Source organism: Geodermatophilus sp. SYSU D00814, from assembly GCF_054050055.1.
Genome location: NZ_JBJGYP010000019.1, coordinates 48,466 through 74,590 on the forward strand (window position 1 = coordinate 48,466; position 26,125 = coordinate 74,590).

At 76.9% G+C, this 26,125-nt stretch carries 27 protein-coding genes and 1 riboswitch; of the genes, 19 read left to right on the forward strand and 8 right to left on the reverse strand.

The window, feature by feature from the left end; translation table 11 throughout:
- Positions 1-42: 42 nt before the first annotated feature.
- The 3 genes from ACI780_RS15930 to ACI780_RS15940 all read right to left on the reverse strand — a co-directional run bounded on the left by ACI780_RS15930 (position 43) and on the right by ACI780_RS15940 (position 2,291).
- Positions 43-735 carry a DsbA family oxidoreductase gene (locus tag ACI780_RS15930; RefSeq protein ID WP_457004103.1) on the reverse strand — a complete coding sequence of 231 codons (693 nt, stop codon included), beginning with the start codon at positions 733-735 and terminating at the stop codon, positions 43-45.
- Between the two features lie 28 nt (positions 736-763).
- Entirely contained in the window at positions 764-1,765 is a 1,002-nt protein-coding gene (locus ACI780_RS15935; RefSeq protein ID WP_457004105.1) for a cation diffusion facilitator family transporter, read from the reverse strand.
- Positions 1,766-1,913: 148 nt separating this feature from the next.
- Positions 1,914-2,291, reverse strand: a complete 378-nt coding sequence (locus ACI780_RS15940) for an FKBP-type peptidyl-prolyl cis-trans isomerase (RefSeq protein WP_457004106.1) — start codon at positions 2,289-2,291, stop codon at positions 1,914-1,916.
- Between the two features lie 283 nt (positions 2,292-2,574).
- Between ACI780_RS15940 and ACI780_RS15945 the strand changes: the two genes are divergently transcribed.
- The gene (locus ACI780_RS15945) at positions 2,575-4,284 is read left to right on the forward strand and encodes a glycoside hydrolase family 13 protein (protein WP_457004108.1); all 1,710 of its coding nucleotides are present in this window, start codon (positions 2,575-2,577) and stop codon (positions 4,282-4,284) included.
- Here the strand turns inward: ACI780_RS15945 and ACI780_RS15950 are convergent.
- A complete protein-coding gene (locus ACI780_RS15950; RefSeq protein ID WP_457004110.1) occupies positions 4,247-5,662 on the reverse strand; it encodes an MFS transporter in 1,416 nt (471 codons plus the stop codon). The genes ACI780_RS15945 and ACI780_RS15950 overlap by 38 nt on opposite strands.
- A gap of 127 nt (positions 5,663-5,789) precedes the next feature.
- Between ACI780_RS15950 and ACI780_RS15955 the strand changes: the two genes are divergently transcribed.
- Complete coding sequence (locus tag ACI780_RS15955) at positions 5,790-7,031, forward strand: MFS transporter (RefSeq protein WP_457004112.1); 1,242 nt, start codon at positions 5,790-5,792, stop codon at positions 7,029-7,031.
- 67 nt (positions 7,032-7,098) lie between these two features.
- On the opposite strand, the gene ACI780_RS15960 is transcribed toward ACI780_RS15955, so the two are convergent.
- A complete protein-coding gene (locus ACI780_RS15960) occupies positions 7,099-7,572 on the reverse strand; it encodes a hypothetical protein (protein WP_457004114.1) in 474 nt (157 codons plus the stop codon).
- A gap of 190 nt (positions 7,573-7,762) precedes the next feature.
- Here ACI780_RS15960 and ACI780_RS15965 point away from each other — a divergent pair, with 190 nt between their 5' ends.
- Genes ACI780_RS15965 through ACI780_RS15975 form a run of 3 tightly spaced genes read left to right on the forward strand, consistent with a single transcriptional unit; the run spans position 7,763 to position 9,590 of the window.
- Complete coding sequence (locus tag ACI780_RS15965; RefSeq protein WP_457004116.1) at positions 7,763-8,563, forward strand: DeoR/GlpR family DNA-binding transcription regulator; 801 nt, start codon at positions 7,763-7,765, stop codon at positions 8,561-8,563.
- Complete coding sequence (locus ACI780_RS15970) at positions 8,560-8,931, forward strand: DUF4406 domain-containing protein (protein WP_457004118.1); 372 nt, start codon at positions 8,560-8,562, stop codon at positions 8,929-8,931. The genes ACI780_RS15965 and ACI780_RS15970 overlap by 4 nt, the downstream gene beginning before the upstream one ends.
- On the forward strand, positions 8,928-9,590 hold the full coding sequence (locus ACI780_RS15975) for an NUDIX domain-containing protein (protein WP_457004120.1): 663 nt from the start codon (positions 8,928-8,930) through the stop codon (positions 9,588-9,590). The genes ACI780_RS15970 and ACI780_RS15975 overlap by 4 nt, the downstream gene beginning before the upstream one ends.
- Here ACI780_RS15975 and ACI780_RS15980 read toward each other — a convergent pair.
- A complete protein-coding gene (locus tag ACI780_RS15980) occupies positions 9,587-11,644 on the reverse strand; it encodes an acetoacetate--CoA ligase (RefSeq protein WP_457004122.1) in 2,058 nt (685 codons plus the stop codon). The genes ACI780_RS15975 and ACI780_RS15980 overlap by 4 nt on opposite strands.
- 169 nt (positions 11,645-11,813) lie before the next feature.
- On the opposite strand from ACI780_RS15980, the gene ACI780_RS15985 reads away from it, so the two are divergent.
- The 8 genes from ACI780_RS15985 (at position 11,814) to ACI780_RS16020 (ending at position 19,018) form a co-directional block, all read left to right on the forward strand.
- Positions 11,814-12,749 carry a hypothetical protein gene (locus ACI780_RS15985; RefSeq protein WP_457004124.1) on the forward strand — a complete coding sequence of 312 codons (936 nt, stop codon included), beginning with the start codon at positions 11,814-11,816 and terminating at the stop codon, positions 12,747-12,749.
- Between the two features lie 94 nt (positions 12,750-12,843).
- Positions 12,844-14,025, forward strand: a complete 1,182-nt coding sequence (locus tag ACI780_RS15990) for a hypothetical protein (protein ID WP_457004126.1) — start codon at positions 12,844-12,846, stop codon at positions 14,023-14,025.
- Positions 14,026-14,111: 86 nt separating this feature from the next.
- Positions 14,112-14,513, forward strand: a complete 402-nt coding sequence (locus tag ACI780_RS15995; protein WP_456869902.1) for a DUF2237 family protein — start codon at positions 14,112-14,114, stop codon at positions 14,511-14,513.
- A gap of 55 nt (positions 14,514-14,568) precedes the next feature.
- Positions 14,569-15,063, forward strand: a complete 495-nt coding sequence (locus ACI780_RS16000; RefSeq protein WP_457004129.1) for a glutathione peroxidase — start codon at positions 14,569-14,571, stop codon at positions 15,061-15,063.
- A gap of 156 nt (positions 15,064-15,219) precedes the next feature.
- Entirely contained in the window at positions 15,220-15,936 is a 717-nt protein-coding gene (locus ACI780_RS16005) for a mycothiol-dependent nitroreductase Rv2466c family protein (RefSeq protein WP_457004131.1), read from the forward strand.
- 63 nt (positions 15,937-15,999) lie between these two features.
- Positions 16,000-17,079: a FecCD family ABC transporter permease gene (locus ACI780_RS16010; RefSeq protein WP_457004133.1), complete on the forward strand. Its 1,080-nt coding sequence runs from the start codon at positions 16,000-16,002 to the stop codon at positions 17,077-17,079.
- Entirely contained in the window at positions 17,076-18,185 is a 1,110-nt protein-coding gene (locus ACI780_RS16015) for a FecCD family ABC transporter permease (protein WP_457004135.1), read from the forward strand. Before ACI780_RS16010 ends, ACI780_RS16015 begins: the two co-directional genes overlap by 4 nt.
- On the forward strand, positions 18,182-19,018 hold the full coding sequence (locus ACI780_RS16020) for an ABC transporter ATP-binding protein (RefSeq protein ID WP_457004137.1): 837 nt from the start codon (positions 18,182-18,184) through the stop codon (positions 19,016-19,018). The genes ACI780_RS16015 and ACI780_RS16020 overlap by 4 nt, the downstream gene beginning before the upstream one ends.
- A 120-nt stretch (positions 19,019-19,138) precedes the next feature.
- Here ACI780_RS16020 and ACI780_RS16025 read toward each other — a convergent pair whose 3' ends face one another.
- On the reverse strand, positions 19,139-20,071 hold the full coding sequence (locus ACI780_RS16025) for a siderophore-interacting protein (protein WP_457004139.1): 933 nt from the start codon (positions 20,069-20,071) through the stop codon (positions 19,139-19,141).
- A 108-nt stretch (positions 20,072-20,179) separates the two neighbouring features.
- Here ACI780_RS16025 and ACI780_RS16030 point away from each other — a divergent pair, with 108 nt between their 5' ends.
- Entirely contained in the window at positions 20,180-21,181 is a 1,002-nt protein-coding gene (locus ACI780_RS16030; RefSeq protein WP_456869895.1) for an ABC transporter substrate-binding protein, read from the forward strand.
- Here ACI780_RS16030 and ACI780_RS16035 read toward each other — a convergent pair.
- Positions 21,178-22,170 carry an EamA family transporter gene (locus tag ACI780_RS16035; protein ID WP_457004141.1) on the reverse strand — a complete coding sequence of 331 codons (993 nt, stop codon included), beginning with the start codon at positions 22,168-22,170 and terminating at the stop codon, positions 21,178-21,180. The two genes, ACI780_RS16030 and ACI780_RS16035, sit on opposite strands and share 4 nt — an antisense overlap.
- A gap of 104 nt (positions 22,171-22,274) precedes the next feature.
- Between ACI780_RS16035 and ACI780_RS16040 the strand changes: the two genes are divergently transcribed.
- Genes ACI780_RS16040 through ACI780_RS16060 form a run of 5 tightly spaced genes read left to right on the forward strand, consistent with a single transcriptional unit; the run spans position 22,275 to position 25,986 of the window.
- Positions 22,275-22,643 carry a hypothetical protein gene (locus tag ACI780_RS16040; RefSeq protein ID WP_457004143.1) on the forward strand — a complete coding sequence of 123 codons (369 nt, stop codon included), beginning with the start codon at positions 22,275-22,277 and terminating at the stop codon, positions 22,641-22,643.
- A 29-nt stretch (positions 22,644-22,672) separates the two neighbouring features.
- Positions 22,673-23,467: a thioesterase family protein gene (locus tag ACI780_RS16045; RefSeq protein WP_456869892.1), complete on the forward strand. Its 795-nt coding sequence runs from the start codon at positions 22,673-22,675 to the stop codon at positions 23,465-23,467.
- 58 nt (positions 23,468-23,525) lie between these two features.
- Entirely contained in the window at positions 23,526-24,413 is an 888-nt protein-coding gene (locus ACI780_RS16050) for a mechanosensitive ion channel family protein (RefSeq protein ID WP_456869891.1), read from the forward strand.
- Positions 24,410-24,898, forward strand: coding sequence for a hypothetical protein (locus ACI780_RS16055; protein ID WP_457004146.1), 489 nt, complete (start codon positions 24,410-24,412; stop codon positions 24,896-24,898). The genes ACI780_RS16050 and ACI780_RS16055 overlap by 4 nt, the downstream gene beginning before the upstream one ends.
- Positions 24,899-24,939: 41 nt before the next feature.
- On the forward strand, positions 24,940-25,986 hold the full coding sequence (locus ACI780_RS16060; protein WP_457004148.1) for an NAD(P)H-dependent flavin oxidoreductase: 1,047 nt from the start codon (positions 24,940-24,942) through the stop codon (positions 25,984-25,986).
- Between the two features lie 21 nt (positions 25,987-26,007).
- A riboswitch (SAM riboswitch) is annotated at positions 26,008-26,125 on the forward strand.

Here is a 26,125-nt window from a genome sequence, read left to right on the forward strand (position 1 = left end):
CCCCACCCGCGCGGGGGGGGGGCCTCCGTCGTGTCCGGCACCTCAGACGGCGCAGCTGTCGCCCTCGCAGCCCTCGGCGGCGGGGACGGTGGCCAGCGGGTGGGCGTCGGCCCAGGCCCGCTCGAGCAGCTGCAGCAGCAGGTCGGCCGGCTGCGCGCCGGCGGCGCCGTAGCGGCGGTCGACGACGAAGAACGGGACCCCGGTGGCGCCCAGGGCCTGCGCGGTGCGGGCGTCCTCGAGCACGGCGGGCCGGTACCGGTGGTCGGCCAGCGCGGCGCGGACCTCCGCCTCGTCCAGCCCCGTCTCGACGGCCAGCGCGGCCAGCGAGTCGACGTCGAAGACCGGGCGCGACTCCTCGAAGTAGGCGTGCAGCAGCCGCTCCTTGACCTCGCCCTGCAGCCCGCGCTCGGCGGCCAGGTGCAGCAGCTCGTGGGCGAGCAGCGTGTTGCCGCTGACGCCGTCGGCCAGGTGGTACTCCAGGCCCTCGCCGGCGGCGGTCTCCTCGACGTGCCGCATCATCGCCCGCATGTCCGCCACCGGGCGGCCGTACTTGGCGGCCAGCGCGGGCAGCGTCGGGTGGGTCTCGCCCTCGGGCACCGACGGGTCGAGCTGGAAGGACCGCCACACGACCTCGACGGAGTCGCGGTGCGGGAACCGCTCGAGCGCGGACTCCAGCCGGCGCTTGCCGATGTAGCACCACGGACAGACGACGTCGGACCAGACCTCGATGCGCACGGCCCGGTCAACCGCCCGCCCGCGGCCGTCATTCCGGGCGGTGGACCTCCGCCCGCGCGCGGCCGTCGCCCGGGGTCGGGTCGAGGAAGACGAACCGGACGCCCTCGTGCCGGGCCACCAGCCGGCGCTCGGCCTCGTCGGAGGCGCGCTCGATGTCGGCGACGGTCGCGGTGTCGGCGAAGTCGACCTTGGCCATGACGGCCAGCTGCCCGGGACCGATGACCGTAGTGAGCAGCACCGGGACGCCGTCGACCTGCGGCAGCCCGGCGATCTCCTGCCGCAGCTGGTCCTGCAGCGCGGCCGGGATCGACTGGCCGATGAGCAGGGAGACGTTGGCCCGGGCCAGTGCGCCGGCCACCACCAGCAGCAGCACGCCGATGAGCAGGGCGGCGATCCCGTCCCACACCGGGTCGCCGGTGACCTGCTCGAGGAACAGCCCCAGCGCGGCCAGCACCAGCCCGACGAGGGCGGCGCTGTCCTCGAAGGTGACGGCCTTGACGGTGGTGTCGGTGGTCTCGGCGAGGTAGCGCCGGGGCGTGGTCCCCCACCGGCCGGCGGCGCCGCGGACCTGCCGGACGGCCTTGAGCCAGGAGGCGCCCTCGAGGACGAAGGAGGCGGCGAGGACGACGTAGGCCACCGTGGGGGAGCCCTGCTCCTCGCCCTCGAGGATGGTCTCGACGCCCTGGTAGAAGGAGAACCCGGCGCCGAGGGTGAACGTCGCCAGGCAGGCCAGCAGCGCCCAGAAGTAGGTCTCCCGGCCGTAGCCGATGGGGTGGCGGGCGTCGGGCGCCTTCTCGCCACGCTTGAGCGCGACGAACAGCAGCACCTCGGTGATGGTGTCGGCGAGGGAGTGCGCGGCCTCGGACAGCATCGCCGAGGAGTGGCTGATCAGCCCGCCGACGAGCTTGGCGATCGCGATGCCGAGGTTGGCCAGCCCGGCGACGACGACGGTGCCGGTGGACTCGCCGCCGGCCTGCTCGGTGCCCGCCTGGGCCAGGGCGTGGTCGCGGGTGGGGACCGGCTCGCTCACGGTGCCTCCGGTGCCCCGCCGTTGCCTGGCACAACCACCGGGTGGGCGACGATCAGGTGACCTGATCCCCGGGCGTCCTCCCGCACGTCCCACGGTGAGGGAGGACGCCGCACGATCAGGTCACCTGATCATCGACGCCGCCCGCGGGTCAGCGGACGCCGACGAGGTCGACCACGAACACGAGGGTCGCGCCCGGCCGGATCACGCCCCCGGCACCGCGGTCGCCGTAGGCCTTGTGCGCGGGGATGGTCAGCCGCCGCCGGCCGCCGACCCGCATCCCCTGGATGCCCTCGTCCCAGCCCTGGATGACCATGCCGACGCCCAGGCGGAACTCCAGCGGGTCGCCGCGGTCCCAGGACGCGTCGAACTGCTCGCCGCCGTCGTGGGTGACCCCGACGTAGTGCGCGCTGACCAGGTCGCCGGCCTTCGCCTCGGGACCGTCGCCGACGGTGATGTCCTCGATCGCCAGGTCGTCGGGCGCCGGGCCGGTCGGCGGCTCGACCTCGGGGCGGGTGGGCTGGGACATCGGTGCTCCTCGGGTCGGCGCCGGGCGGTCCCGCCCATCCAAACAGCGGCCCGGCCGGGACGCTCAGCGGCCCCGCGGCCGCGACGTCGGCCACCACGGCGGCGGCCGCGGCCCCGTCGTCGCGGTAGGTCGGGGCGACCGACCAGCCGGCGGCCGCGGCGGCACGGGCGGTCGCCGCCCCGATCCCCCGGCTGCCACCGGTCACGAGCAGCACACCAGCGGGCACGGTCGGGGACCGTGGCGCGCGGGTGCGCGGCGCCGGTGGCCGTGCTGGGGTGGTCAGGTGACCCCCGAGCAGGCGCCGTGGTGGACCCGCGCCGTCGTCTACCAGGTCTACCCGCGTTCCTTCCAGGACTCCGACGGCGACGGCGTCGGCGACCTCGGCGGGATCCTGCAGCGCATCGACCACCTCGCCGACCTCGGCGTCGACGTCGTCTGGCTCTCGCCGGTCTACCGGTCACCGCAGGCCGACAACGGCTACGACATCAGCGACTACCAGGACGTCGACCCGGCGTTCGGCACGCTGGCCCAGCTCGACGAGCTGATCGCGGCGCTGCACGCCCGCGGCATCCGGCTGGTGATGGACCTGGTGGTCAACCACACCAGCGACGAGCACCCCTGGTTCGCCGAGAGCCGGTCGTCGACGGACTCCCCCAAGCGCGACTGGTACTGGTGGCGGCCGCCGCGGGAGGGGATGACGGCGGGGCAGCCCGGCGCCGAGCCGACCAACTGGCACTCGCACTTCTCCGGCTCGGCCTGGCAGTACGACGAGGCCAGCGGCGAGTACTACCTGCACCTGTTCGACCGCAAGCAGCCCGACCTCAACTGGGAGAACCCCGAGGTCCGGCAGGCGGTCTACGCGATGATGCGCTGGTGGCTCGACCGCGGGGTCGACGGCTTCCGCATGGACGTCATCAACATGATCAGCAAGGCGGTCGAGCCGGACGGGTCGCTGCCCGACGGGCCGCCGCTGCCCGGCCTGCCCTACGGCGACGGGACGCCGCACTTCTCCAACGGCCCGCGGATCCACGAGTACCTGCAGGAGATGCACCGCGAGGTCTTCGACGGCCGCCGGGAGTCGCTGCTGCTGGTCGGGGAGATGCCCGGCGTCACGCCGGAGCAGGCGCGGCTCTACACCGACCCCGCGCGGGCCGAGGTGGACATGGTCTTCCAGTTCGAGCACGTGCAGCTCGACCTCGACGGCGACAAGTGGCACCCGCGGCCGCTGCAGATGCGCGACCTCAAGGCCTCCCTCGGCCGCTGGCAGGCGGGGCTGGCCGACGTCGGCTGGAACTCCCTCTACTGGGACAACCACGACCAGCCGCGGGCGGTGTCCCGCTTCGGCGACGACTCGCCGCGGTTCCGTCGCGACTCGGCCACGTGCCTGGCCACGCTGCTGCACCTGCACCGCGGGACGCCCTACGTCTACCAGGGCGAGGAGATCGGGATGGCGAACTTCCCGTTCACCGACCTGGCGCAGTTCCGCGACGTCGAGTCGCTCAACCACCACGCGCAGGCCGTCGCGCACGGCGTCGACCCCGCTGAGGTGCTCGCCGCGATGCGCCGGATGAGCCGCGACAACGCGCGCACGCCGGTGCAGTGGGACGGCTCGCCGGACGCCGGGTTCACCACCGGCACGCCGTGGATCGCGGTCAACCCCGACCACGGCGAGTGGAACGTGGCGGCCCAGCGCGAGGACCCGGCGTCGGTGCTCGCCCACCACCGGCGCCTGATCGCCCTGCGGCACGAGGACCCGGTGGTGGCGCTCGGGGACTTCACGATGCTGCTGCCCGACCACGACCAGGTGTACGCGTTCACCCGCTGCCTCGAGGGGGACACCCTGCTCGTCGTCTGCAACCTCGGCGGCACCGCGCAGCCGCTGGCCGACCTGCTGCCCGAAGCGGTCGCCGCCGGGGTCGTCCTCGGGAACCTGCCCGAGGACGACCCCGCGGTGCTCAGGCCCTGGGAGGCCCGAGTCCTGCGCCTGCCGTAGGCAGTCCGTCTCGCTCCTCGGCCCCGTCCAGGGGCCCGCCCCGAGCCTGCGAGGGGTGGGGAGGACGGGGTCCTTCGTCTGCGCCTGCCGGCTCGCTGAGCGCCTCGTCCGGCCCGGGCTCCACCGGCTCGTCGGCGGGCACGTCGAGCGGGTGGGCCAGCTCGTCGACGTGCAGCCGCCAGGCCAGCACGGCGACGACGGCGAGCACCGGCGGCACCAGCCCGGCGAGCAGGAAGGTGCCGGTGAGCCCGACCAGGCCGCTGACCGGGCCGGCCAGCGCCATCGACAGCGGCATGAACGCCAGCGAGACGAAGAAGTCGAGGCTGGACACCCGGCCGAGCAGCGCGGGCGGGACCCGCCGCTGCAGCAGCGTGCCCCAGATGACCGTCGAGGCCTCGAACGCCGCCCCCAGCACCGCGGCCGCCGCGATCATCACCGCCAGCGACGACGTCCAGCCGAACACGACCAGCGGCACGCAGCCGACGCCCCAGAGCAGGTTCATCACCGTCAGGTAGCGCCGCGGCAGCCGGAACGAGGCGACGACGGCCGACCCGACCGCGCCGCCGATGCCGAACGCGGCCAGCACCCAGGCGTGCTCCGACGGCCCGCCTCCGGCCTGGTCGCGGACCGCGAAGGGCACCAGCACCTCGAAGGGGCCGATGAACACCAGCACCATCAGGGAGGCGAACAGCAGGGTGGCCAGCAGCCACGGCGTGCGGACCATGTAGGCCACGCCCTCCCGGACGTCGGCGAGCAGGCCCGCGCCGAGCTCCTCGCGGCGCACCGGCAGCGTGGGCAGCGCCGCCACGCACAGCGCCGCCGCGGCCGAGGTCAGCGAGGTCGCGAGCAGGGCGGCCCCGGGGGAGAACGCGCCGACCAGCAGGCCCCCGGCCGCGGGCCCGGCCGCCATCGCCAGCGCCGGGCGCACCACGCCCTCGAGGCCGTTGGCCGCGAGCAGGTCCCCCGGCGGCACCACACCGGGGACGAGCGCGGAGTAGGCCGGGTAGTACAGCCCCGTGGCCACGCCGCCGGCCAGCGAGGCGGCGGCCAGCGGCCCGAGCGCGAGCGTGCCGGTGAGCGAGAGGACGGCGACCAGTCCGGCCGCCGCCGTCTGCAGCAGCGCGACGCCGAGCAGGATGCGCCGCTGCGGCACCCGGTCGGCCAGCGCGCCGCCGAGCAGGGTGCTGGCCAGCATGCCGCCGGCCGACAGCGCGGTGGCCAGCGACAGCGCCCTCGGACCGCCGCCGAGGTCGACGACCTGCCACACCAGCGCCACGGTCCACAGCCCCTGGGCGAGCAGCGACAACGCCATCGAGGCGGCCAGCAGGCGGTAGGAGCGGTGCCGCAGGGGCGCGAGCGCGCGCGGCAGGCCGGCCATCTCGGTTCCTCCTCGGGGGGTGGCGCCGTCGGCGCCGTCGGGCCCCCATGCTCGCCGACGGGGCCGACAGGAGCAGCCGGTTATCGCCGAGAGCGCAGGAACGGTCGGCGGCTACAGTCCCGGCCCCGTGGGGGGACTGGTCGAGGCGGTGCTCCCGGCCCGCATGGGCACGCCGTTCCGCTGGCTGGTCGCCTCCTCGTGGGTGAGCAACCTCGGCGACGGGATCGCGCTGGCCGCCGGGCCGCTGCTGGTGGCCGGCCTCACCCAGGACCCGCTCCTGGTCGCGCTGGGCGCCCTGCTGCAGCAGCTGCCGTGGCTGCTGTTCGGCCTGCACGCCGGCGTCCTGGCCGACCGGGTCGACCGGCGCCGCCTGCTCGTCGGCGTCGACCTGGCCCGCGCCGGGGTGCTCGCCGTCCTCACCGTCGCGCTGGCCACCGGCGACGTCGGCCTGCCCGTCGTCCTGGGCACGCTGTTCGTGCTGGGCACCGCGGAGGTCTTCGCCGACACCACCGGCGGCACGCTGCTGCCGATGGTGGTGCCGCGGGCCGACCTCGGCACCGGCAACGCCCGGCTGGTGGCCGGGACGCTGACGATGGACCAGTTCGCCGGCCCGGCCCTCGGCGGTCTGCTGTTCGCCGCCGGCACGGCCTGGCCGTTCCTGACCCAGGCGGTGTGCGTCGGGCTGGGCGCGGTGCTGGTCTCGCGGATGCGGCTGCCCGCGCGCCCGCCGGTGACGCGGCACCCGCCGGTGCGCCGGTCGATCGCCGAGGGGCTGCGCTGGACGCGGCACGACCCCGCCGTCCGCACGCTGACCCTCACGATCGTGCTGTTCAACGTCACGTGGGGTGCGGCCTGGTCGGTCCTCGTGCTCTACGCCGACCGGCGGCTCGGGCTCGGGGCGGCCGGCTACGGCCTGCTCACCACGGTCGGCGCGCTCGGCGGCATGGTGGGGACGGCGTCCTACCGCTGGCTGGAGCGGCACGTGCGGCTGGCCACGCTCATGCGGGTCGGGCTGACGCTGGAGACGCTGACCCACCTCGCGCTCGCCCTCACCACCACGGTCTGGGTGGCGCTGGTCGTGCTGTTCGTCTTCGGCGTGCACGCCTTCGTCTGGGGCACGACCTCGCGCACGGTCCGCATGCGGGCGGTGCCGATGGAGCTGCAGGGCCGGGTGGGCAGCCTCTACGCGATGGGCGTGTTCGGCGGCATCGTCGTCGGCCAGGCCGTCGGCGGGGTCGTGGCCCGCGTCTGGGGCGTGACCGGGCCGTTCTGGTTCGCCTTCGCCGGGTCGGCGGTGCTGCTGGCGGCGGTGTGGCGCGAGCTCGGGCACGTCGCGCACGCCGACGAGGTCGCCCTCGCCGCCGGCTGAGATCCTCCGCCGCTCGTGCTCTGCACACACCTGTGTGCAGAGCACGAGCGAGCGCGGGACAGGGCGGTCACACGGTCGAGAAGACGATGCGGAACCCGCCGTCGACCGGCTCGACCTGCCAGAAGGTGTCCCCGGTGGCGCCGCCGACCGCCGGCGCGCCGAGGCCGGTCTCGGTGCGCCCGGCGCCGAACACCGACTCGTAGTGCGCCAGCACCTCCTCGCTGCCGAGGTCGGTGGCGTAGTTGGCGTACTCCTGCCCGCCGCCGGCCGTGCCGCCGGTCTCGCAGAGGGTCGACCCGTCCGGCGGCTCGGGGAAGTCGTCGGGCACGGACTCGACGTCGGCGATGTCGGCGCCGGCGACGGTCAGCGGGAAGGCCGCGGTGCACTCCTCGGGGACGTCGGCACCGAGCGCGGCGGCGCCGTCCCCGGCCGCGGCGGCCGGCTCGTCGGTGTCGTCACCGCCGCAGGCGGACAGCAGCACGGCGGCGCCGAGCAGGGCCCCGGTCAGGGCGCGGCGGGCGGTCGGGCGGGTGGCGGGCACGGTTCTCCTCGGGCGTGGTCGGCCCCGTGCGGCTGCCCGGAGCCGGCCCACCGCGCCGCCGTGCAGGCGGTCCGGCGGCGGGCCGGGCGGGAAGGTAGCCGAGCGTCGCCGTGCCGTCACCGGATCCGCGCGCGGCTCCCATTTCACAGGCACTTCACACATCTCACACGGACCTGGTAGGAATGTCGCCGTGGCCGTCCCCGACCGACTCGACGTGACGCTGCGGCTGGTCCGCAACGCCGGCCGGGTGCCGCTCGCCGACCTCGCCGCGCGGCTGGGCGTCTCGGAGATGACCGTGCGCCGCGACCTCGACGCCCTGCAGGCCCGTGGGCTGGTCGAGCGGGTGCGCGGCGGGGCGGTCGCCGTCGCCGAGCCGGAGAGCGCGGCGGGCTTCACCGCCCGGGCCGGCTGGCAGGCCGGGCTCAAGGAGCGCATCGGCCGGGCTGCGGCCGCGCGGGTCGCGCCGGGCTCCACCGTGCTGCTCGACGCCGGGACGACGACGGTGCACGTGGCCCGCGCGCTGGCCGACCGTGCCGCCGCGGGCGAGGGCCCGTTCACCGCCGCCGTCGTGAGCCTGCCGGTGGCCGACGCGCTGGCCGACCGGCCCGGCGTCCGGCTGCTGGTGGTCGGCGGCGAGTCGCGCCCGGGCGAGCGCAGCCTGGCCGGCCCGCTGACCGCCGCGGTGCTGCGGCAGCTGACCGTCGACCTGTTCGTCATGTCGATCGGGGCGGTGAGCGCGCAGGCCGGCTGGTCGGAGTTCACCCTCGAGGACGCCGCCGTCAAGCAGCTGGGCCTGCAGCAGTCGCGCGCGGCCCTCGTCGTCGCCGACGCCTCCAAGCTCGGCGTGCGCGCGTTCGCCTCGGTCGCGCCGCTGGACGCCGTCGGCCGGCTGGTCACCGACGCCAGCGCCCGCGACCCGCAGCTCAGCCCCGCGGCGCAGGAGACCCTCGCCGCGCTCGACGACGCCGGCGTGGAGGTCGACTTCTCGTGACGCAGCCGCTGATGATCCTGGTCGCCGGCCCCTACCGCGGGGGCACCGGCGACGACCCGGAGAAGATCGCGGCCAACCACCGCGCCATCCAGCAGGCCTGCCTCGAGCTGTTCCGCGCCGGCCACCTCGCCGTCAACGGGGAGGACCTCGCGCTGCCGCTGGCCGAGCTGGCCGGCTCGACGCAGGTGGGCGACGCCGCCTTCGACGAGGTGTTCCACCCGATGGGCCGGCGGCTGGTGGCCCGGGTCGACGCGGTGCTGCGGCTGCCCGGCGCCTCGGCCGGGTCCGACGAGATGGTCGCGCTGGCCCGCGCCCGTGGTGCCGCGGTGTACCGCAGCCTCGACGAGGTGCCGGCGGTGACGCGGTGACCGGCGTCCTCGGGGTGGACCTGCCCGACGCGCGGGGGCGGACCGGCCTGGACCGCGCCGGCCGCGACCTCACCGGCAACCCCGACGTCGTCGTCCGCGACGTCGAGGTGCTCTCCAGCTCCTGGTACGTCAACCGGCGGACGACGTTCGACCGGCGCGGCCGCGACGGCGTGTGGCACACCGAGCGGCGCGAGACGCACGACCGCGGCAACGGCGCCACCGTGCTGCTCCACGACACCGCCCGCCGCACCGTGCTGCTCACCCGCCAGTTCCGGTTCCCGGCCTACGTCAACGGCTCCCCCGACGGGATGCTCGTCGAGACCGCCGCCGGGCTGCTCGACGAGCAGGACGCCGAGGCCGCGGTCCGCCGGGAGGCCGCCGAGGAGCTCGGCGTCGCCGTCGGGCCGCTGACCCGGCTGCCCGACGTGTGGATGAGCCCGGGGTCGGTGACCGAGCGGCTGGCCTTCTTCGCCGGCTCGTACACCCCCGCCGACCGGGTGTCGGCCGGGGGCGGGCTCGCCGAGGAGGGCGAGGACATCGAGGTGCTCGAGCTGCCGTTCGACGAGGCCCTGGCCATGGCCGGCGACGGCCGGATCGCCGACGCCAAGACCGTCCTGCTGCTGCAGTGGGCGGCGCTGCGGGGGCCGTTCTCGGGCTAGCGGGCCCCGCGCTCGCGGGCCAGGGCGACGTAGTGCTCGACCAGCGACGCGTCGTCGACGGCCCCGGGGTTGACCGCCTTCTCCGGCGCCACGCCCTGGAACAGCCGCTTGAGCGGCACCTCCAGCCGCTTGCCGGTGCGGGTGTGCGGGACGCCGGGCGCCACCAGGATCTCGTCGGGCACGTGCCGCGGGCTGGCCGAGGTGCGGATGGCGGCGCGGATGCGGTCGGCGAGGTCGTCGGTGAGCTCCGCGCCGGGGGCCAGCTGCACGAACAGCGGCATCCAGTAGCCGCCGTCGCGCTGCTCGACGCCGAGGACGACGCAGTCGGCGATCTCCGGGAAGGCCTCGACGGCGGCGTAGATGTCGGCGGTGCCCATGCGCACGCCGCCGCGGTTGAGCGTGGAGTCCGAGCGGCCGGTGATCAGGCAGGTGCCGCGCTCGGTGACCTCCATCCAGTCGCCGTGCCGCCACACGCCCGGCCACGGCTCGAAGTAGGCCTCGCGGTAGCGGCTGCCGGCCGGGCCCGGAGGGGTGTCGTTCCAGAAGTACAGCGGCATCGACGGCATCGGCTCGGTGACCACCAGCTCGCCGAGCTCGCCGACGACCGGCCGGCCGTCCTCGTCCCACGCCGCCGCGGCGACGCCGAGCATCGGCCGCTGCAGCTCCCCGGCGGTCACCGGCAGCAGCAGGGTGCTGCCGATGAACCCGGTGGCGACGTCGGTGCCGCCCGACACCGAGCCGAGGAAGACGTGACCGCCCACCGCGTCGTAGACCCAGTGGAACGCCGACTCGGGCAGGGGTGAGCCGGTGGACCCGATCGTGCGCAGCGCCGACAGGTCGTGGTCCTCCCCCGGGCGGATGCCGGCCTTCTCGCAGGCGACCAGGTAGCCGGCGCTGGTGCCCAGGTAGGTCAGGCCGGTGCGGGCGGCGAGGGCGAACTGCGCGTCGACCGCCGGGTACGCGGGGGCGCCGTCGTGGACGACCACGGTGGCGCCGCGCAGCAGCGCCGAGGTGGCGATGTTCCACATGATCCAGGCCGTGGAGGCGTACCAGTAGAAGCGGTCGCCGGGGCCGACGTCGCCGTGCAGGCCCAGCTGCTTGTGCTGCTCGAGGACGACACCGCCGTGCCCGTGCACGATCCCCTTGGGCAGCCCGGTGGTGCCCGAGGAGTAGACGATCCACAGCGGGGCGTCGAACGGCAGCGCCTCGAACTCGGGCTCCTGCGCGTCGGCGACGGCGTCGGCCCAGGCCAGCGCGCCGTCGGGCAGCTCGTCGGGGAACAGCCGGGGGACGGCGACCGTCGTCGTCACCGTGGGCAGCGCGGCCCGGAGCTCGGCGACGACGTCGCGCCGGTCGTGGGCCCGGCCGTTGAAGCGGTACCCGTCGACGGCGACCAGCACGGTGGGCTCGATCTGGGCGAACCGGTCGAGGACGGCGCGGGTGCCGAAGTCCGGCGCGCAGGAGGACCACACGGCGCCGATCGACGCCGCGCCCAGGAACGCGACGACCGCCTCGGGGACGTTGGGCAGGTACCCCGCGACGCGGTCGCCGCGCCGCACGCCCAGTCGGCGCAGCGTGGCGGCGAACGCGCCGACCTGCCCGCGCAGGTCGGCCCAGGAGACCTCCACCGGGTCGGCGTCCTCGGCCACCGCGATGAGCGCGGGGTGCTCGTCCGTGGCGTGGCGCAGGGCCTGCTCCGCGTAGTTGACGGTGGCGTCGGGGAACCAGACGGCGCCGGGCATCCGCCGGTCGGTCAGCACCCGGTCGTCGGGGACGCCGGGCAGCACGCCCGACCAGGCGGCGACGTCGGCCCAGAACTGGTCGAGGTGCTCCACCGACCAGCGCCAGATCGAGTCGTAGTCGGTCGGGTCGAGGTCGAGCCCGCGCCGGGCGGCCGCGTCGCGGGCGAACCCGGCCAGCCGGGTCGCGTCGCGGGACTCCCGCGTCGGCTGCCAGAGGACGGCCGGGCCGGTCGGGCCGGTCGAGGGGCCGGTCGAGGGGCCGGTCGAGGGGCCGGTCGAGGGGCCGGTCGCGCCGGGAGTGTCGACGGTCACGCCCGGACTCTGCCACCGGGGACCGCCCATCGGGCGACCGGGGCGGGCAGCGGTCGACCCGGCGGTCACGGTCGGTCAGGACGGCTCCGCCCATCGGGTGACTGCCGTTTCGCGGTGACCGTCCGTTCCAATCTGGATGCCGAGAGTCACCGTGTCGGAAGGGGGTGCGATGGCCGGGGGAACGACGGGCCGTCGCGCCCGCCTGCGCCGGTGGAGCGGCCGCGCCCTGCTGCTGGCCGGCCTCGGGGCCGGGGCGTGGCTGGGCGGTCAGGTCCCCGCCTCGGCCGACGAGGCGCCGCCCGTTCCCGTGCTCGCTCCGGCCGGTGACCTGGTGGGGCCCGTCGCCGCACCCGTCGGCGAGGCGCTGAGCCCGGTCCTCGAGCCGGTGCTGCCACCGCTGACCGAGGCGGTCTCCCGGGCCGCGACGCCGGTGGTGGCGCCGCTGACGGACGCCGTCGCGCCGGTCACCGCCGCACTCGAGCCGGTGCTGGCCCCCGCGGCGCAGACCCTGGCCCCGGTCACCGACGCGCTGACCCCCGTCACCGACGCGCTGGCCCCGGTGACCGACGTGCTCCTGCCCGTCACCGACGTGCTCGCCCCGGTGGACGACGTCGTCGAGCCGGTGACCGGTGTGCTGCCGCCCGTCCCGGGCCCGGCCGCCGGCCCCGCGGTGGCCGACCCCGTGGTGGCCGACCCCGTGGTGGCCGACCCCGTGTCGCTGCAGGCGCCCGCCGTCGTCCCGCCGTCCGCCGCCGGTGCGGTGGACGCCCCCGTTCCGGCGGCCCCGGGTGCCGTGACCCCGGACCCGGGGTCGCCGGACGCCACGGCGACGGCCGGCCCGGTCGCCGCGCCGTCCGCTCCCGCCGTCGTCCCCGCGCCGCCGCTGCCGGTCGCGCCGGTCGCCCCGCTGCCGCCGGCCGTGCCGGTCGGGCCGGCGCCGGCGGGCACGGCGGCGTCCGGCGCCGGTGCCGACCGCGACCAGCCCGCCGCCGACCTGGCGGCGACCGCTCCCGCCGCGCTGCTCGCGGCGGCCGGCGCGGTGTCCGCCGGTGCCCGCGACGCCGCGGCCGCCGACCCGGTCGACCCCGACACCTCCCCCGACTGAGTGCTGCGCCGCCGGCCCGCGGGCCGGCCGAGCGCACGACCCCCGCCGTCCCGTCCGGGACCGGGGTCCCAGCACCCAGTCGAGGAGACCTCCCGTGAACACCTCCAGGACCACGTGGGCCACCCGTGCCCTGCGCGTGGCGCTGCTGACCGGCGGCCTGCTGGCCGTCGGCACCGGCGTCGCCGCCGCGTCCGACGACCTGACCGACGATCTCGACGTCACCGTGCCGGTCACCGTCACCGACAACTCCCTCGGCGTCCTCACCGACGCCCCCGCCGACGCCGGGCTCGAGCTGCCCGCCGTCACCGCCGACCTCACCGTCGACCTCGGCCCCGCCGCCGTCTCGGTGCCCGTGACGACCGGCGGCAACGACGTCGCGGTCGCCGACGGTGGGGTCCACCAGGAACCGGCCGCTCCGGCGCCCGCTCCCACCCCGGCTCCCCCGCAGGCCGACGTCGCCGTCCCGGTCACCGTGTCGGGCAACGCCGTCGGCGTGCTCGGCGACGCGGAGGCCTCCGGCACCACCCCGGCGGCGCCGGCCGGTGCGGTCACCGTGCCGGTGACCGTGTGCGGGGTCGGCGCCGGCGTGCTCGGCGACGCCTCGGCGGAGTGCACCCCGTCCGCGAGCGGTGCGGACGGCGGGGACGACGCCCTCGTCGACGTGCCCGTCACCGTCTGCGGCGTGGGCGTGGGCGTGCTCGGCGACGCCGCCGGGGACTGCCCCCCGCCCGCCGGCGCCCCCGGCAGCGGGGACGGCGCCCTCGTCGACGTGCCCGTGACCGTCTGCGGTGTGGGCGTGGGCGTGCTGGGCGACGCGTCGGCCGACTGCGCGCCGTCGAGCGGAACGACTCCCCCGGCCGGCCCGACTCCCCCGGCCGGTCCGCAGGAGCCGGCGCACCCGGCCGGCCCGCAGCACCCGGGGACCCAGCCCGGCAGCCGGCCGGGCGACGGGACCGCCGACGGCCCGGGATCCGTCCGGCCGGCCGCCTGGGACGGTGCGTCCACCGGCCCGTGGACGCGCCCGTGGTCCGGGTCCTGGACCGGCCCGTGGTTGGGGTCCTGGACCGGCTCCGCGGCCACCTCGGGGTCCGCCGGCGCGTGGGCCGGCCCCGCGGCCGGTCCGGGGACCGCGACGGCCGGCGGGCACGGTTCCTCCGGTGGGCAGCTGGCCTCCACCGGCGCGGACGTGCGCCGCGCCCTGGGAGCAGGACTGCTGGTCCTGCTGCTGGGTGAGGTCCTGCTGCTGGCGGCACGCCGCCGGGACGGCACCGCCTGAGCCCGGTGCGGGCCCGGCCGGCACCACCGGCCGGGCCCGCGCACGCGGCGCGGGGCGCGGCGCCGCCGCTCTGCCACGATCCGGGCATGACCGAGCCGGAGACCGAGCGCAACGTGCTGGGCGGCGCGCTGGAGCCCTGCGGCACCGAGCCGCTGACCGGCTTCTTCCGCGACGGCGCCTGCCGCACCGGGCCGGAGGACGTCGGCAGCCACACCGTCTGCGCCGTGGTGTCCCAGGAGTTCCTCACGATGCAGCGCGAGCTCGGCAACGACCTCACCACGCCGCGGCCGGAGTACGGCTTCCCCGGACTGCGCCCGGGCGACCGCTGGTGCGTCGTCGCCGTGCGGTGGCTGCAGGCCTACCGCGCCGGGGCGGCGGCCGGCGTCGTGCTCGCGGCCACCAACGAGCGGGCGCTGGAGGTGGTCCCGCTGACGGCGCTGCGCCAGCACGCCGTCGACGTCCCCGACGACATCAGCGACCTGGAATGAGCCCGGCCTCCCGCGCGCTGGTGCCGGTGACCGTCCCCGCCCGCGAGGAGTGCCCGTGACCGACCTGCTCGACCTGCCCGTCGCCACCCTGCGGGGCGAGGACACCACCCTCGGCGAGCTCACCGGCCGTCGTCCGGCGCTGCTGGTCAACGTGGCCAGCCGGTGCGGGCTGACCCCGCAGTACACCCGGCTCGAGGAGCTGCAGCGCGAGTACGGCCCGCGCGGGTTCACCGTCGTCGGGGTGCCCTGCAACCAGTTCGCCGGGCAGGAGCCGGGCACCGCCGAGGAGATCGCCGGGTTCTGCTCGGCCACCTACGGCGTCACCTTCCCGATGACCGAGAAGGTCGAGGTCAACGGCGAGGGCGCGCACCCGGTGTACCAGCGGCTGACGACGGCGCCCGACGCCGGTGGCGAGGCCGGCCCGGTGCAGTGGAACTTCGAGAAGTTCCTGGTCGACGGCGACGGCGCGGTCGTGGCGCGGTTCCGCCCCCAGACCGACCCGGGCTCGCCCGAGGTCCGCACCGCCATCGAGGCCCTCCTGCCCGCCTGACGGAGTTCCTCCACCGCGCTCCCGGCACGCCGTTGCCCGTTTTCCTCGTGCTCTGCCCGCGCTGCAGGACCGGCACGGCGCGAGGAACGCCGGCAGTGCGGGCCCCGGCGCCGCTCTCGGTGGGCTGAGGCCCGGCGGCGGGGGCAGCATGGAGCCGTGGCCGACCTGCACTTCTACTTCGACCCCGTCTGCCCGTTCGCCTGGCTGACCAGCAGGTGGGTCCGCCTGGTCGCCGCGCAGCGCGACTACGACGTCGACTGGCGGCTGATCTCGCTGCGGCTGCTCAACGCGCACGTCGACTACGACTCGCACTTCCCGCCCGAGTACGAGGCGGGCCACACCGCGGGGCTGCGGCTGCTGCGGGTGTGCGCGCAGACGCGCGAGCAGCACGGGCGCGCGGCGGTCGGCGTCCTCTACGAGCACCTCGGGCAGCGGGTGTTCGAGACCGAGCCCGACCGTCCCGGCACCGCGGCCGAGCGTGGCACGGCGGCCTACCTCGAGCCGGTGCTGGAGCGGGCCGGCCTGCCGCGCGAGCTGACGGCGGCGCTCGACGACGACCGCTGGGACGGCGTGCTGCAGGCCGAGACCGACGAGGCGCTGTCGCTGACCGGCCGCGACGTCGGCACGCCGATCCTGCACTTCGAGCCACCGGCCGGCGTCGCGTTCTTCGGCCCCGTGATCAGCCGGGTGCCCGCCGAGGACCGCGCCGCGGAGCTGTGGGACCACGTGGTGGGCCTGGCCCGCTTCCCCGGCTTCGCTGAGCTCAAGCGCAGCCTGCGGGAGCGGCCGCAGCTGCCCGCGGCGGGCGTCGCGCCCGGCCAGGTCGGGGTGGAGGAGGAGTGGCGTGCCGGCAGCCGCCGGCTGGACGGGTGAGCACACCACCCGGCCGCGGACTAAGGTGAGCCTCACCTAGCCCCTGTCGTCCGGAGTTCGCCGGTGCCCGTCCTCAGTCCCACCCGCCCGTCCCCGGCGACCCCGGGGACCGCGGGGACCTCCGGGCGGACGGCCCGCGCGGCGCGGACCCGGCGCCGCGTGCTGGGCGCCGTGCTCCTGCTGGTGCTGGTCGTCGCGGCGTGCGCGGCGAGCATCGCCGTCGGCACCCGCCCCCTGGGCCTGGGCACCGTGTGGACCGCGCTCACCGACCGGTCGCTGCGCACCGAGGAGGCGGTGATCGTCTGGGACCTGCGGGTCCCGCGGACGGTGCTGGGCCTCCTCGTCGGTGCCGCGCTCGGCGTCTCCGGCGCGCTGATGCAGGGCCACACCCGCAACCCGCTGGGCGACCCGGGCCTGCTCGGCGTCACGGCGGGGGCGTCGTTCGCCGTCGTCCTGGCGATCACGCTGCTCGGCGTCGGCACGCCGTCGGGCTACGTCTGGTTCGCCTTCGCCGGGGCCCTGGCCGGCACCGTCGCCGTCTTCGTGCTCGGCTCGGCCGGGCGCGGTGGCGCCACCCCGGTCACCCTCGCGCTGGCCGGCGCGGCGCTGTCGGCGCTGCTGTTCGCGCTGGTCCGGGCGCTTCTGGTCAGCGACTCGGACTCCCTCGACGCGTTCCGCTTCTGGGTGGTGGGGGCGCTGGCCGGCCGCGGCGCCGACGTCGCCTGGCAGGTGGCGCCGTTCATCGCCGCCGGCCTGGTGATCGCGCTGCTCAACGCCCCCGCCCTCGACCTGCTCGGCATGGGCGAGGACGTCGCCCGGGGCCTGGGCCAGCGGGTGTGGCTCGCCCGCGCGCTCGGGCTGGCCGCGGTCACGCTGCTGGCCGGGGCCGCCACCGCCGCCTGCGGGCCGATCGCCTTCGTCGGGCTGGTCGTGCCGCACGCCGTGCGGGGGTTCACCGGGCCGGCGCACCGCTGGCTGGTGCCCTGCTCCGGCCTGCTCGGGGCGGTGCTGCTGCTCTCGGCCGACGTCCTGGGCCGGGTCGTGGCTCGCCCGGGCGAGCTGCAGGTGGGCATCGTGCTCGCGCTGGTCGGCAGCCCGTTCTTCGTGGCGCTGGTCCGCCGCCGGCGGGTGGCGACGCTGTGACCGCCACCGCCGACACCCTCCGCGAGACGACGCCGCCCGAGCCCGGCGGGCGCCCGCGCGGCCGCGCGGTCACCGTCCGGGTCGGGAGGATCTCGGCGCGGTTCCGCTGGCGCTCGGTCGTCGTCCCGGCAGTCGCGCTCGCCGTCGTGGTGCTGCTGGCGGCGGCCGGCCTCGGCCGCGGCGACTACCCCATCGGCACCGTCGACGTGCTGCGCACGCTGGTCGGCGCGGGCACCGACGCCCACCGCTTCGTCGTCCTGGAGCTGCGCGCCCCGCGGACGCTGGTCGGGGTGCTGGTCGGCCTCGCGCTGGGGATCGCCGGGGCGCTGTTCCAGACCTTCGCCCGCAACCCGCTGGCCTCCCCCGACGTCCTCGGCATCACCCAGGGCGCCTCGGTCGGCGCGGTGGCCGCCATCGTGCTGGGCGGTGGGGGCTCGGCCGGCGCGCTGCTCGGCGGCCTCGGCGTGCCGCTGGCCGCGCTGCTCGGCGCGCTGGTCTGGGGTGCGCTGCTGTTCGTCCTCGCCTGGCGGGCCGGGCTCGACGGCTTCCGCCTGGTGCTGGTCGGCATCGCGCTGTGGACCACCGGCACGGCGCTCACCGACTGGCTGCTCACCCGCGCGGAGATCTACGACGCCGCGGCCGCCTACGTGTGGATCACCGGATCGCTCAACGCCCGCACCTGGGACCACGCGACCCAGCTGGCGGTCGCGCTGGCCGTGCTGGTGCCGCTCGCGCTGGCCGCCGGTCGGGTGCTGGGTGTCCTGCAGTTCGGCGACGACACCGCCCGCGGCCTCGGCGTCCGGCTGGCCCGCGCCCAGGCGGCGGTGGTCGTCGTCGCGGTCCTGCTCGTGGCCGCCGCGGTGGCCGCCGCCGGGCCGATCGCGTTCGTGGCGCTCGTGGTGCCGCAGATCGCCGTCCGGCTGACCGGGGGCTCACGGCCGCCGCTGCTGGCGTCGGGCCTGCTCGGGGCCGCGCTGGTCACCGGGGCCGACCTGCTCACCCGCACCGTCCTGCCCGAGGCGCTCCCCGTCGGCATCCTCACCGCCGCCGTCGGCGCGCCCTACCTGCTCTGGCTGCTCGTCCGCGGGAGGCGGACCCCCGCATGACCACCTCCACCTCCGAGGCGCCCGTGCACGAGCCTCCGCCCGCCCCCGCCGTCCGTCTGGCCGCCGAGGACCTGCGCCTGGCCTACGACGACCGGGTCGTCGTCGACGGCCTGGACCTCGCGCTCACCGACGGCTCGTTCACCGCGATCGTCGGCCCCAACGGCTGCGGCAAGTCCACGCTGCTGCGGGCGCTGGGCCGGCTGCTGCGCCCGGCGGCGGGCCGGGTGCTGCTCGACGGGCGCTCGATCGCGCGGACGCCGACCCGCGAGGTGGCCCGCGTCCTCGGCCTGCTGCCGCAGACCCCGGTGGCCCCGGCCGGGCTGACCGTGGCCGACCTGGTCGCCCGCGGCCGGCACCCGCACCAGAGCTGGCTGCGGCAGTGGTCGCGCGAGGACGAGGCCGTCGTCGCCGAGGCGCTGGCCTGGACCGACATGGCCGACCTCGCCGACCGCCCGGTCGACGAGCTCTCCGGCGGGCAGCGGCAGCGGGCCTGGATCTCCATGGCGCTGGCGCAGGAGACCGACCTGCTCCTGCTCGACGAGCCGACGACCTACCTGGACCTGTCGCACCAGATCGACGTCCTGGAGATGGTGGCCCGGCTGCACGCCGAGCGCGGCCGCACCGTCGTCGTCGTGCTGCACGACCTCAACCTCGCCGCCCGCTACGCGCAGCGGCTGGTGGCCATGCGCGACGGCGTCCTGGTGGCCTCGGGGACGCCGCACGAGGTGCTCACCGAGCGGCTGCTGGCCGACGTCTTCGACCTCGAGGCCCGCGTGGTGCCCGACCCGGTGGCCGGGACGCCGCTGGTGGTCCCCGTCCGCCGCCTGCGCTGACGGGAACGCCGGTGCGGGTGGTGGGCGATGATCAGGTGACCTGATCCCCGGGCGTCCTCCCGCACGTCCCACCGTGAGGGAGGACGCCGCACGATCAGGTCACCTGATCCCCGCGGGGCCTCACGACTCGGAGCGGCCCTCGCGCCAGTAGCCCATGAAGGCCACCGAGCGCCGGTCGACGCCGAGGTCGGCGACCAGGTGCCGCCGCAGCCGCTTGACCACCCCCGCCTCACCGGCGAGCCAGGCGTAGCAGCCCGCGCCCGCACCGGGGTCCTCGGGGACCTCCCACAGCGGCCCGCTGTCGAGGTCGACGTCCTCCGGGTCGGGAGCCGGTGCCGCGGCGATCCCGAGGTCGACCAGCGCGGCGTGCACGGCGGGGACGAGCAGCTCCCCGCGCCGGCGGTCGCCGCGCGCCAGCCAGCGGACCTCCACGCCCACGGGCAGCCGCAGGTCCTGCACGTCGCGCCCCCCGGGCACCTCGAGGACGGCGACGGCGCGCCGGCCCGGCGGCAGGGACTCGAGGATCGCGCCGACGGCGGGGACAGCGGTCTCGTCGCCGGCCAGCAGCAGGCAGCGGGCGGTCTGCGGCGGCGCCCACTCCACGCCCCAGGCGCGGCCGCGGCCGGGCCGGTCGGGGCCCATGAGCACCACCGGGTCGCCGGGCGCGGCCTGCGCGGCCCAGGTCGCCGCCGGGCCCGCGGACCCGTCGTCGACGCCGTGCAGGACGACGTCGAGGTCGACCTCGGCCGCCTCCGGCCGCGCCGCGCGCACGGTGTAGGTGCGCAGCACCGGCCGCCGCTCCTCGGGCAGCGCGCACCAGGCGGGGTACCACTCGGCGCCGGCGGCGTGCAGCTCGGCCAGCGCGGTGGGATCGGGGACGAGGACGAGCTTGACCCGCTGGTCGTCACCGGCGACGCCGAACTCCCCCAGCCGCGGGCCGGTGAGGGTGATCCGCACGATCGACGGGCCCAGCAGGCGCACCCGCGCGACGACGGTGTCGAAGAACAGCCACTGCGGCAGCGCCGCAGTCACGGCCTCGGTCGTCGTCGCCACCGGTGTCTCCTCCGCTCGGGGCCGGCCCGTGCGGACCGCTGGTAAGGCAAGGCTAACCTGCCCTCGCTCGCAGGGGGAACCCCCTGCCCCGACCCGCGAGGAGACCCCGTGTCCCGACCCCCGCGCCTGCTCGGCGCCTCCCTGGCGCTCGCGACGCTGCTCGCCGCGAGCGCCTGCTCGACCTCCGAGGACACGCAGGCGGCCGCCTCGTCCGGGCAGGGCTGGTCGTTCACCGACGACGTCGGCACCACCGTCGAGCTCGACGCGCGGCCCCAGCGGGTCGCCGGCCTCAACGACGTCGTCTCCTCGCTGTGGAACCTCGGCATCGAGCCGGTGGCCACCTTCGGGCAGACCTCGGCCGCCGACGACGTCCAGTTCGAGGGGCGCGACCTGTCCGGTGTGGAGGTCGTCGGCGAGAGCTACGGCGCGATCGACCTCGAGGCGCTGGCCGCGGCCGATCCCGACGTCGTCGTCACCAGCGTCTACCCGGTCGACTCCGAGGGGACGCTGGACGCCACCCAGCCGCTGTACGGGTTCGAGTCCCTCGAGCAGCAGGAGCAGGTGGCGCGGATCGCGCCCATCGTCGCGATCGCCTGGCGCGGGTCGGCCGCCGACGTCGTCGAGCGCACCGCCGAGCTGGCCGCGGCCCTCGGCGCCGACACCGACGGCGGGGAGGCCCGCGCGGCCCGGCAGGCCTACGACGACGCCGCGGCCGCGCTCACCGAGGCCGCCTCCTCCGGCGTCACCGTGCTGCCGGTGGCGGCCTACCCCGACGAGGGCTTCTACATGGCCAAGGCCGCCGACGACCCGTCACTGCGCCTCTACCGCGACCTCGGCGTGCAGTTCGTCGACCCCGGCGGCGAGGGGTACTTCTGGGAGACGGCGAGCTGGGAGGTCGTGCCGCAGTACCGCAGCGACGTCCTGCTGTACTCGCTGCGCGGTGCGATGACGCCGGAGCAGATGGCCGGTCAGCCCACCTACGGGCTGCTGCCCGCCGCGCAGGCCGGCCAGGTGCACCCGTGGGAGTACGTCGGCATGGACCACGCCGCCCAGGCCCGATACATGGAGCGGCTGGCCGGCTGGCTGCGCGACGCGCAGAAGGTCACCTAGGCGGGCGAGCGGCCCGGCGCGAGCGGCGCGGGCGCCTCCGGGAGGGGCGCCGGCGCCGGCCGCACCGGGGCCGTCCGCGCGGTCTGGGCCAGCGCGATGCCGCCCAGGACGACGAGCCCGCCGACGACCTGCCAGCCGCTGAGCACCTGCTCGACCCACAGCCAGGCCACCACCGAGGCGAGCACCGGCTCGACGGTGGCCACCAGGCCGGCGGTGGTGGGCGGCAGGTGCCGCAGCGCGGCGATCGACAGCCAGAACGGCACGATCGCCCCGAGGACGACGATCGACAGCACCAGCACCCACAGCGGCAGCGCCACCGCGCCGAGCGAGACCGGCACCCGCTCGCCGAGCACCCCGGCGTCGAAGGGGGCGGTGAACGGCGCGACGACGGCCCAGAACAGGGCCGCGGCCACGAACGTCCAGGTGGTCAGCGCGACCGGGTCGCGGGTGGCTGCCCCGCGCTCGCCCATCAGGTAGTAGGTGGCCAGGCACACCGCCGCGGCCAGGGCGGCGCCGACGCCGAGCAGGTCCAGCGACCCGCCGCCCCGCCACACCTGGGCGACCAGGACCAGTCCCGACAGCGACAGGCTCAGGGCCACCCAGATGCGGGGCCGCACCGGCTCCCGGCGCACCAGCCGGACCCACAGCGCGATCCCGACCGGCGCGGTCATCTCGAAGACCAGGGCGATGCCGACCGGCAGCCGGCCGATGGCCACGAAGTAGAGGAACTGGGTCAGTGCGACGCCCACCACGCCGAAGGCGGCGAGGAAGGGCACCTCCCGCCAGGACAGCCGCAGCCGGTGCGGCGAGACCAGCGCCAGCGCGGCCAGCAGGCCCACCGCCGCCCCGCCGCAGCGCATCGCGGTCAGCCAGGTCGGCGGGACGCCGGCCTGCAGCGCGAGCGTGGAGACGGTGCCGTTGACGGCGAACAGGCCGGCCGCGGCGACGGTCGTGGCATAGCCGACGGCGGGACGACGGGTGTGCGGCACCCGTCCGACTGTAGCGGGCGTAGTGACAGACGCCACCTACCGGTGTGTCGGGCGCGACGCCCGCCCGCGCGTGGCTCCCAGGGACGCGGGGCACCCTCGACGTCGTGACCGAGACCCGCCCGCCGTGGTCGCGCCGGCGCCGTCGGCTGCTGGTCGGCCTCGCCCTCGGCGGCATGGCCGGCGGTCTCGGCGCGGTCGTGCTGCCGGCCGAGGTCGGGGTGACCGCGGGCTTCCTCGGCGCCCTGTGCGGGTTCCTGCTGGTCGCCGCCGCGGTGCTGTTCGTGGCCATCCCGGGGCCGGACACCCTCGGCACCCTGGTGCGCACCACGCCCCTGGCCGGCGCGGTGTGCGTCGTCGCCGTCCTGCTGGCGCTGTCCACGGAGGGGCAGCCGCTGCGCTGGGTGTGGTGGACGGCGGCCGCCGCGGGCGCGCTCTGGGTGGGCGCGGCGGTGTGGCTGGCCCGCCGCGGGTGACCGGGAGGACCGGCGCGAGACTGCGGGGCGTGCAGCTGCCCTCCGCCTACTACCTGCCCGACGGTCCCGGCGCCTTCGTCGCCACCGCGCTCACCATCGGGCCGTGGGACCCCGGCCTGCAGCACGCCGGCCCGCCCGCCGCGCTGCTGGCCCGGGAGGCCGAGCGCGCCGGCGGGATCGAGGACGGGCAGCCGGTGCGGCTGGCCTTCGACGTCCTCGGGCCGGTGCCGGTGGGGCCGGTGCGGGTGGCCGCGCGGGTGCTGCGCCCGGGCCGCCGGATCGAACTGGTCGAGGCGACGCTGGAGGCCGGCGGGCGCCCGGTGGTGCGGCTGACCGCCTGGCGGATGCGGGTCCGCGACTCGGCCGCCGCCGCGCACCCGCCCCAGCGGTTCCCGGTCGGGCCGGAGGACGGCCGCCCGGCGCAGTTCGACGTCTTCCGCGAGGAGGTCGCCTACCACCGGTCGCTGGAGTGGCGGGAGGCCGGCGGCTCGATCACCGCGACCGGCCCGGCCGCCGTGTGGACCCGCCCGCTGTGCGGCCTGGTCGAGGGCGAGCCGATCACGCCGCTGGAGCACCTGCTGGTGATGACCGACGCGGCCAGCGGCGTCTCCGCGGCGCTGGACTGGTCGCAGGCGACGTTCGCCAACGTCGACCTCGTCGTCGCGCTGTTCCGCCGGCCGGAGGGGCGGTGGCTGGCGATGGACGCCGTCACCACGCTGGGGCCCGCCGGGGTCGGGCAGTGCGCCGCCGACCTCTACGACACCGGCGGGCGGATCGGCCGCTCGGTCGCGTCGCTGTTCGTCGAGCCGCGCCGAGCGTGCTGACGGGGCGGCCCGGTTGGATGGGGGCACGACGCGACACGGACGGAGGACCTGACCTGCCATGGGCCCGCTGACCGACCTGCTCGACTGGCTCGCCGGCCGCGGCCTGGAGATCGTGCTGATCATCCTGGGCTCGGTGCTGGTCGCCCGCTTCACCACCTGGGTGGGCACCCGGATCACCGACCGCATCGACGCGCGCGCCACCGGCGGCGACGTGCTGGTGCGCTCGGAGGCCGCCAAGCACCGGCACTCGCTCACCCAGGTGATCACGTGGGCGCTGATCGTGCTGGTCTACACCGTGGCGGCGTTCTACGTGCTCGACCGCCTCGGCGTCCCGATCACCGGGCTGGTCGCGCCGGCCACCGTGCTCGGCGTCGGGCTGGGCTTCGGCGCGCAGCGCATCGTCGGCGACGTCCTCGCCGGGTTCTTCCTCATCACCGAGCGGCAGTACGGCTTCGGCGACGTCGTCTCCATCGCCGTCACCGGCGGGGGCGACCCGGCCGCGGGCACCGTCGAGGACGTCACGCTGCGGGTGACCCGGCTGCGCTCGGCCGACGGCGAGGTGGTGACCGTGCCCAACGGGCAGATCGTCAAGGTCACCAACCTCTCCCGCGACTGGGCGCGGGCGGTGGTCGACGTCCCGGTGCCCACCAGCGCCGACGTCACCCGGGTCAACGAGATCCTCCACGACGTCGGCCGGGACGCGTTCGCCGACGCCGAGCTGCGCCGGCTGCTCCTCGACGAGCCCAGCGTCATGGGCGTGGAGAGCATCGACCTCGACCAGGTCAACGTGCGGGTGGTGGCCCGGACGCTGCCCGGGCGGCAGTTCGAGGTGGGCCGCGACCTGCGCGAGCGGATCGTGCTGGCCTTCGCCGCGGCGGGGCTCACCCTCGCCCCGAGTCCCGAGCCGGCCGTCGCGACCCGACCCGCGCCGGCGGCCAAGCCGTGACCGTCCCCGGCGCCCCGCGCTCCCCCGGTCCGGAGCCCGCCGCCGAGCCCCACCCCGGCGGCGACCCGGCCGGCCGCGGCCGCTTCGGCCTGTCCGCGCTGCGCCGCACGCCCGGACACATCGGGCGGGCCCGCACCTCCACGGTGGTCCTGGTCGTGCTGTTCCTCGGCCTGGGGCTGCTCTACCTCTACGTGCGCCCGGACCCGGCCGGCACCGCGCCGGCCGGCACCACGACCGTGACCACGCCGCCCCCCGCACCGCCGGCCACCACCGCCCCGCCGGCTCCGGAGGCCCCCGCGACGACCGACGTCCCGACGACGCCGCCGACCGAGCCGCCGACGACCGGGCCGACCACGGCCCCGTCGCCGACCACGCCGCCGGCCACCACCCCCGGGGAGACGCCGTCGGAGCCGCCGGTCCCGACCACCACGCGGGCCCCGACGGCCCCCGCCACCGAGCCGACGACCGTCTCCCCGCCGGGCTGACCCGCGCCCGGCCGGCCCTGCCGGGGCGGAGGATGGCCGGCATGGTCCTGGAGCTGCGCCGCCCGATCGTGCAGGCCCCGATGGCCGGCGGGCCGTCGACCCCGGCCCTGGCCGCGGCCGTGTCCGAGGCGGGCGGGCTGGGCTGCCTGGCCGCCGGCTACCGCACGCCGGCGGCGGTGCGCGAGGAGATCCACGCCGTCCGCGCGATGACCCAGCAGCGGTTCGCCGTCAACGTGTTCGTGCCCGGCCCGCCCGGTGACGCCGGCGCCGTGGGCCGCTACGCCCGCGAGCTCGACGCCGAGGCCCGCCGCTGGGGCGTCGGGCTGGGCGAGCCCCGAGCCGACGACGACGCCTGGGAGGACAAGGTCGCCCTGCTCGCCGAGGAGCGGGTGCCGGTGGTCTCCTCCACCTTCGGCCTGCCCCCCGCCGACGCGGTCGCCGCGCTGCACGACGCCGGGGCCACCGTGCTCGTGACCGTCACCACCCCGGAGGAGGCGGTCGCCGCCCGCGACGTCGGCGCCGACGCGCTGGTCGTGCAGGGCGTCGAGGCCGGCGGGCACCGCGGGAGCTTCGCCGACCGCGACGGCGAGGGCGAGTACGGGCTGCTGCCGCTGCTGCGGCTGGTCGCCCGGGCCGTGGACCTGCCGCTGGTCGCCGCCGGCGGCATCCCCGACGGCGCCGCCGTCGCCGCGGTGCTCGTCGCCGGCGCCGAGGCCGCGCAGCTGGGGACCGCGTTCCTCTGCTGCCCCGAGGCGGGGACCACCCCGGAGCACCGCGCGGCGCTGACCACGCACGGGCGGACGGCGCTCACCCGGGCCTTCAGCGGCCGGCGCGCCCGCGGGCTGGTCAACCGGTTCCTCACCGAGCACTCCGCCGCCGCGCCGGCGGCCTACCCCGAGGTGCACCACCTGACCGCGCCGCTGCGCGCCGCCGCCCGGCGGGCCGGCGACGACGGCGGCTACAACCTGTGGGCCGGGCAGGCCCACCCCCTCGTCGAGGCCGTCCCCGCCGCCGAGCTGGTGCGCCGCCTCGACGAGGACGCCCGCGCGGCCCTGGCCCGCCCGTACCCCGGGACCGGGAGTCGCTGACCTCGGCTATCGTCGGACCAGGCTCACGAGAGGCAGCGCGAAGCACCTGGCTGGCTGCCCGGCAACCTCTTCCTCCGTCTGAGGTGCTCCCAGGGGAAGAGCCGGCCGTGCGGCGCCCGCCGCCCGGCAAGGACGGAGC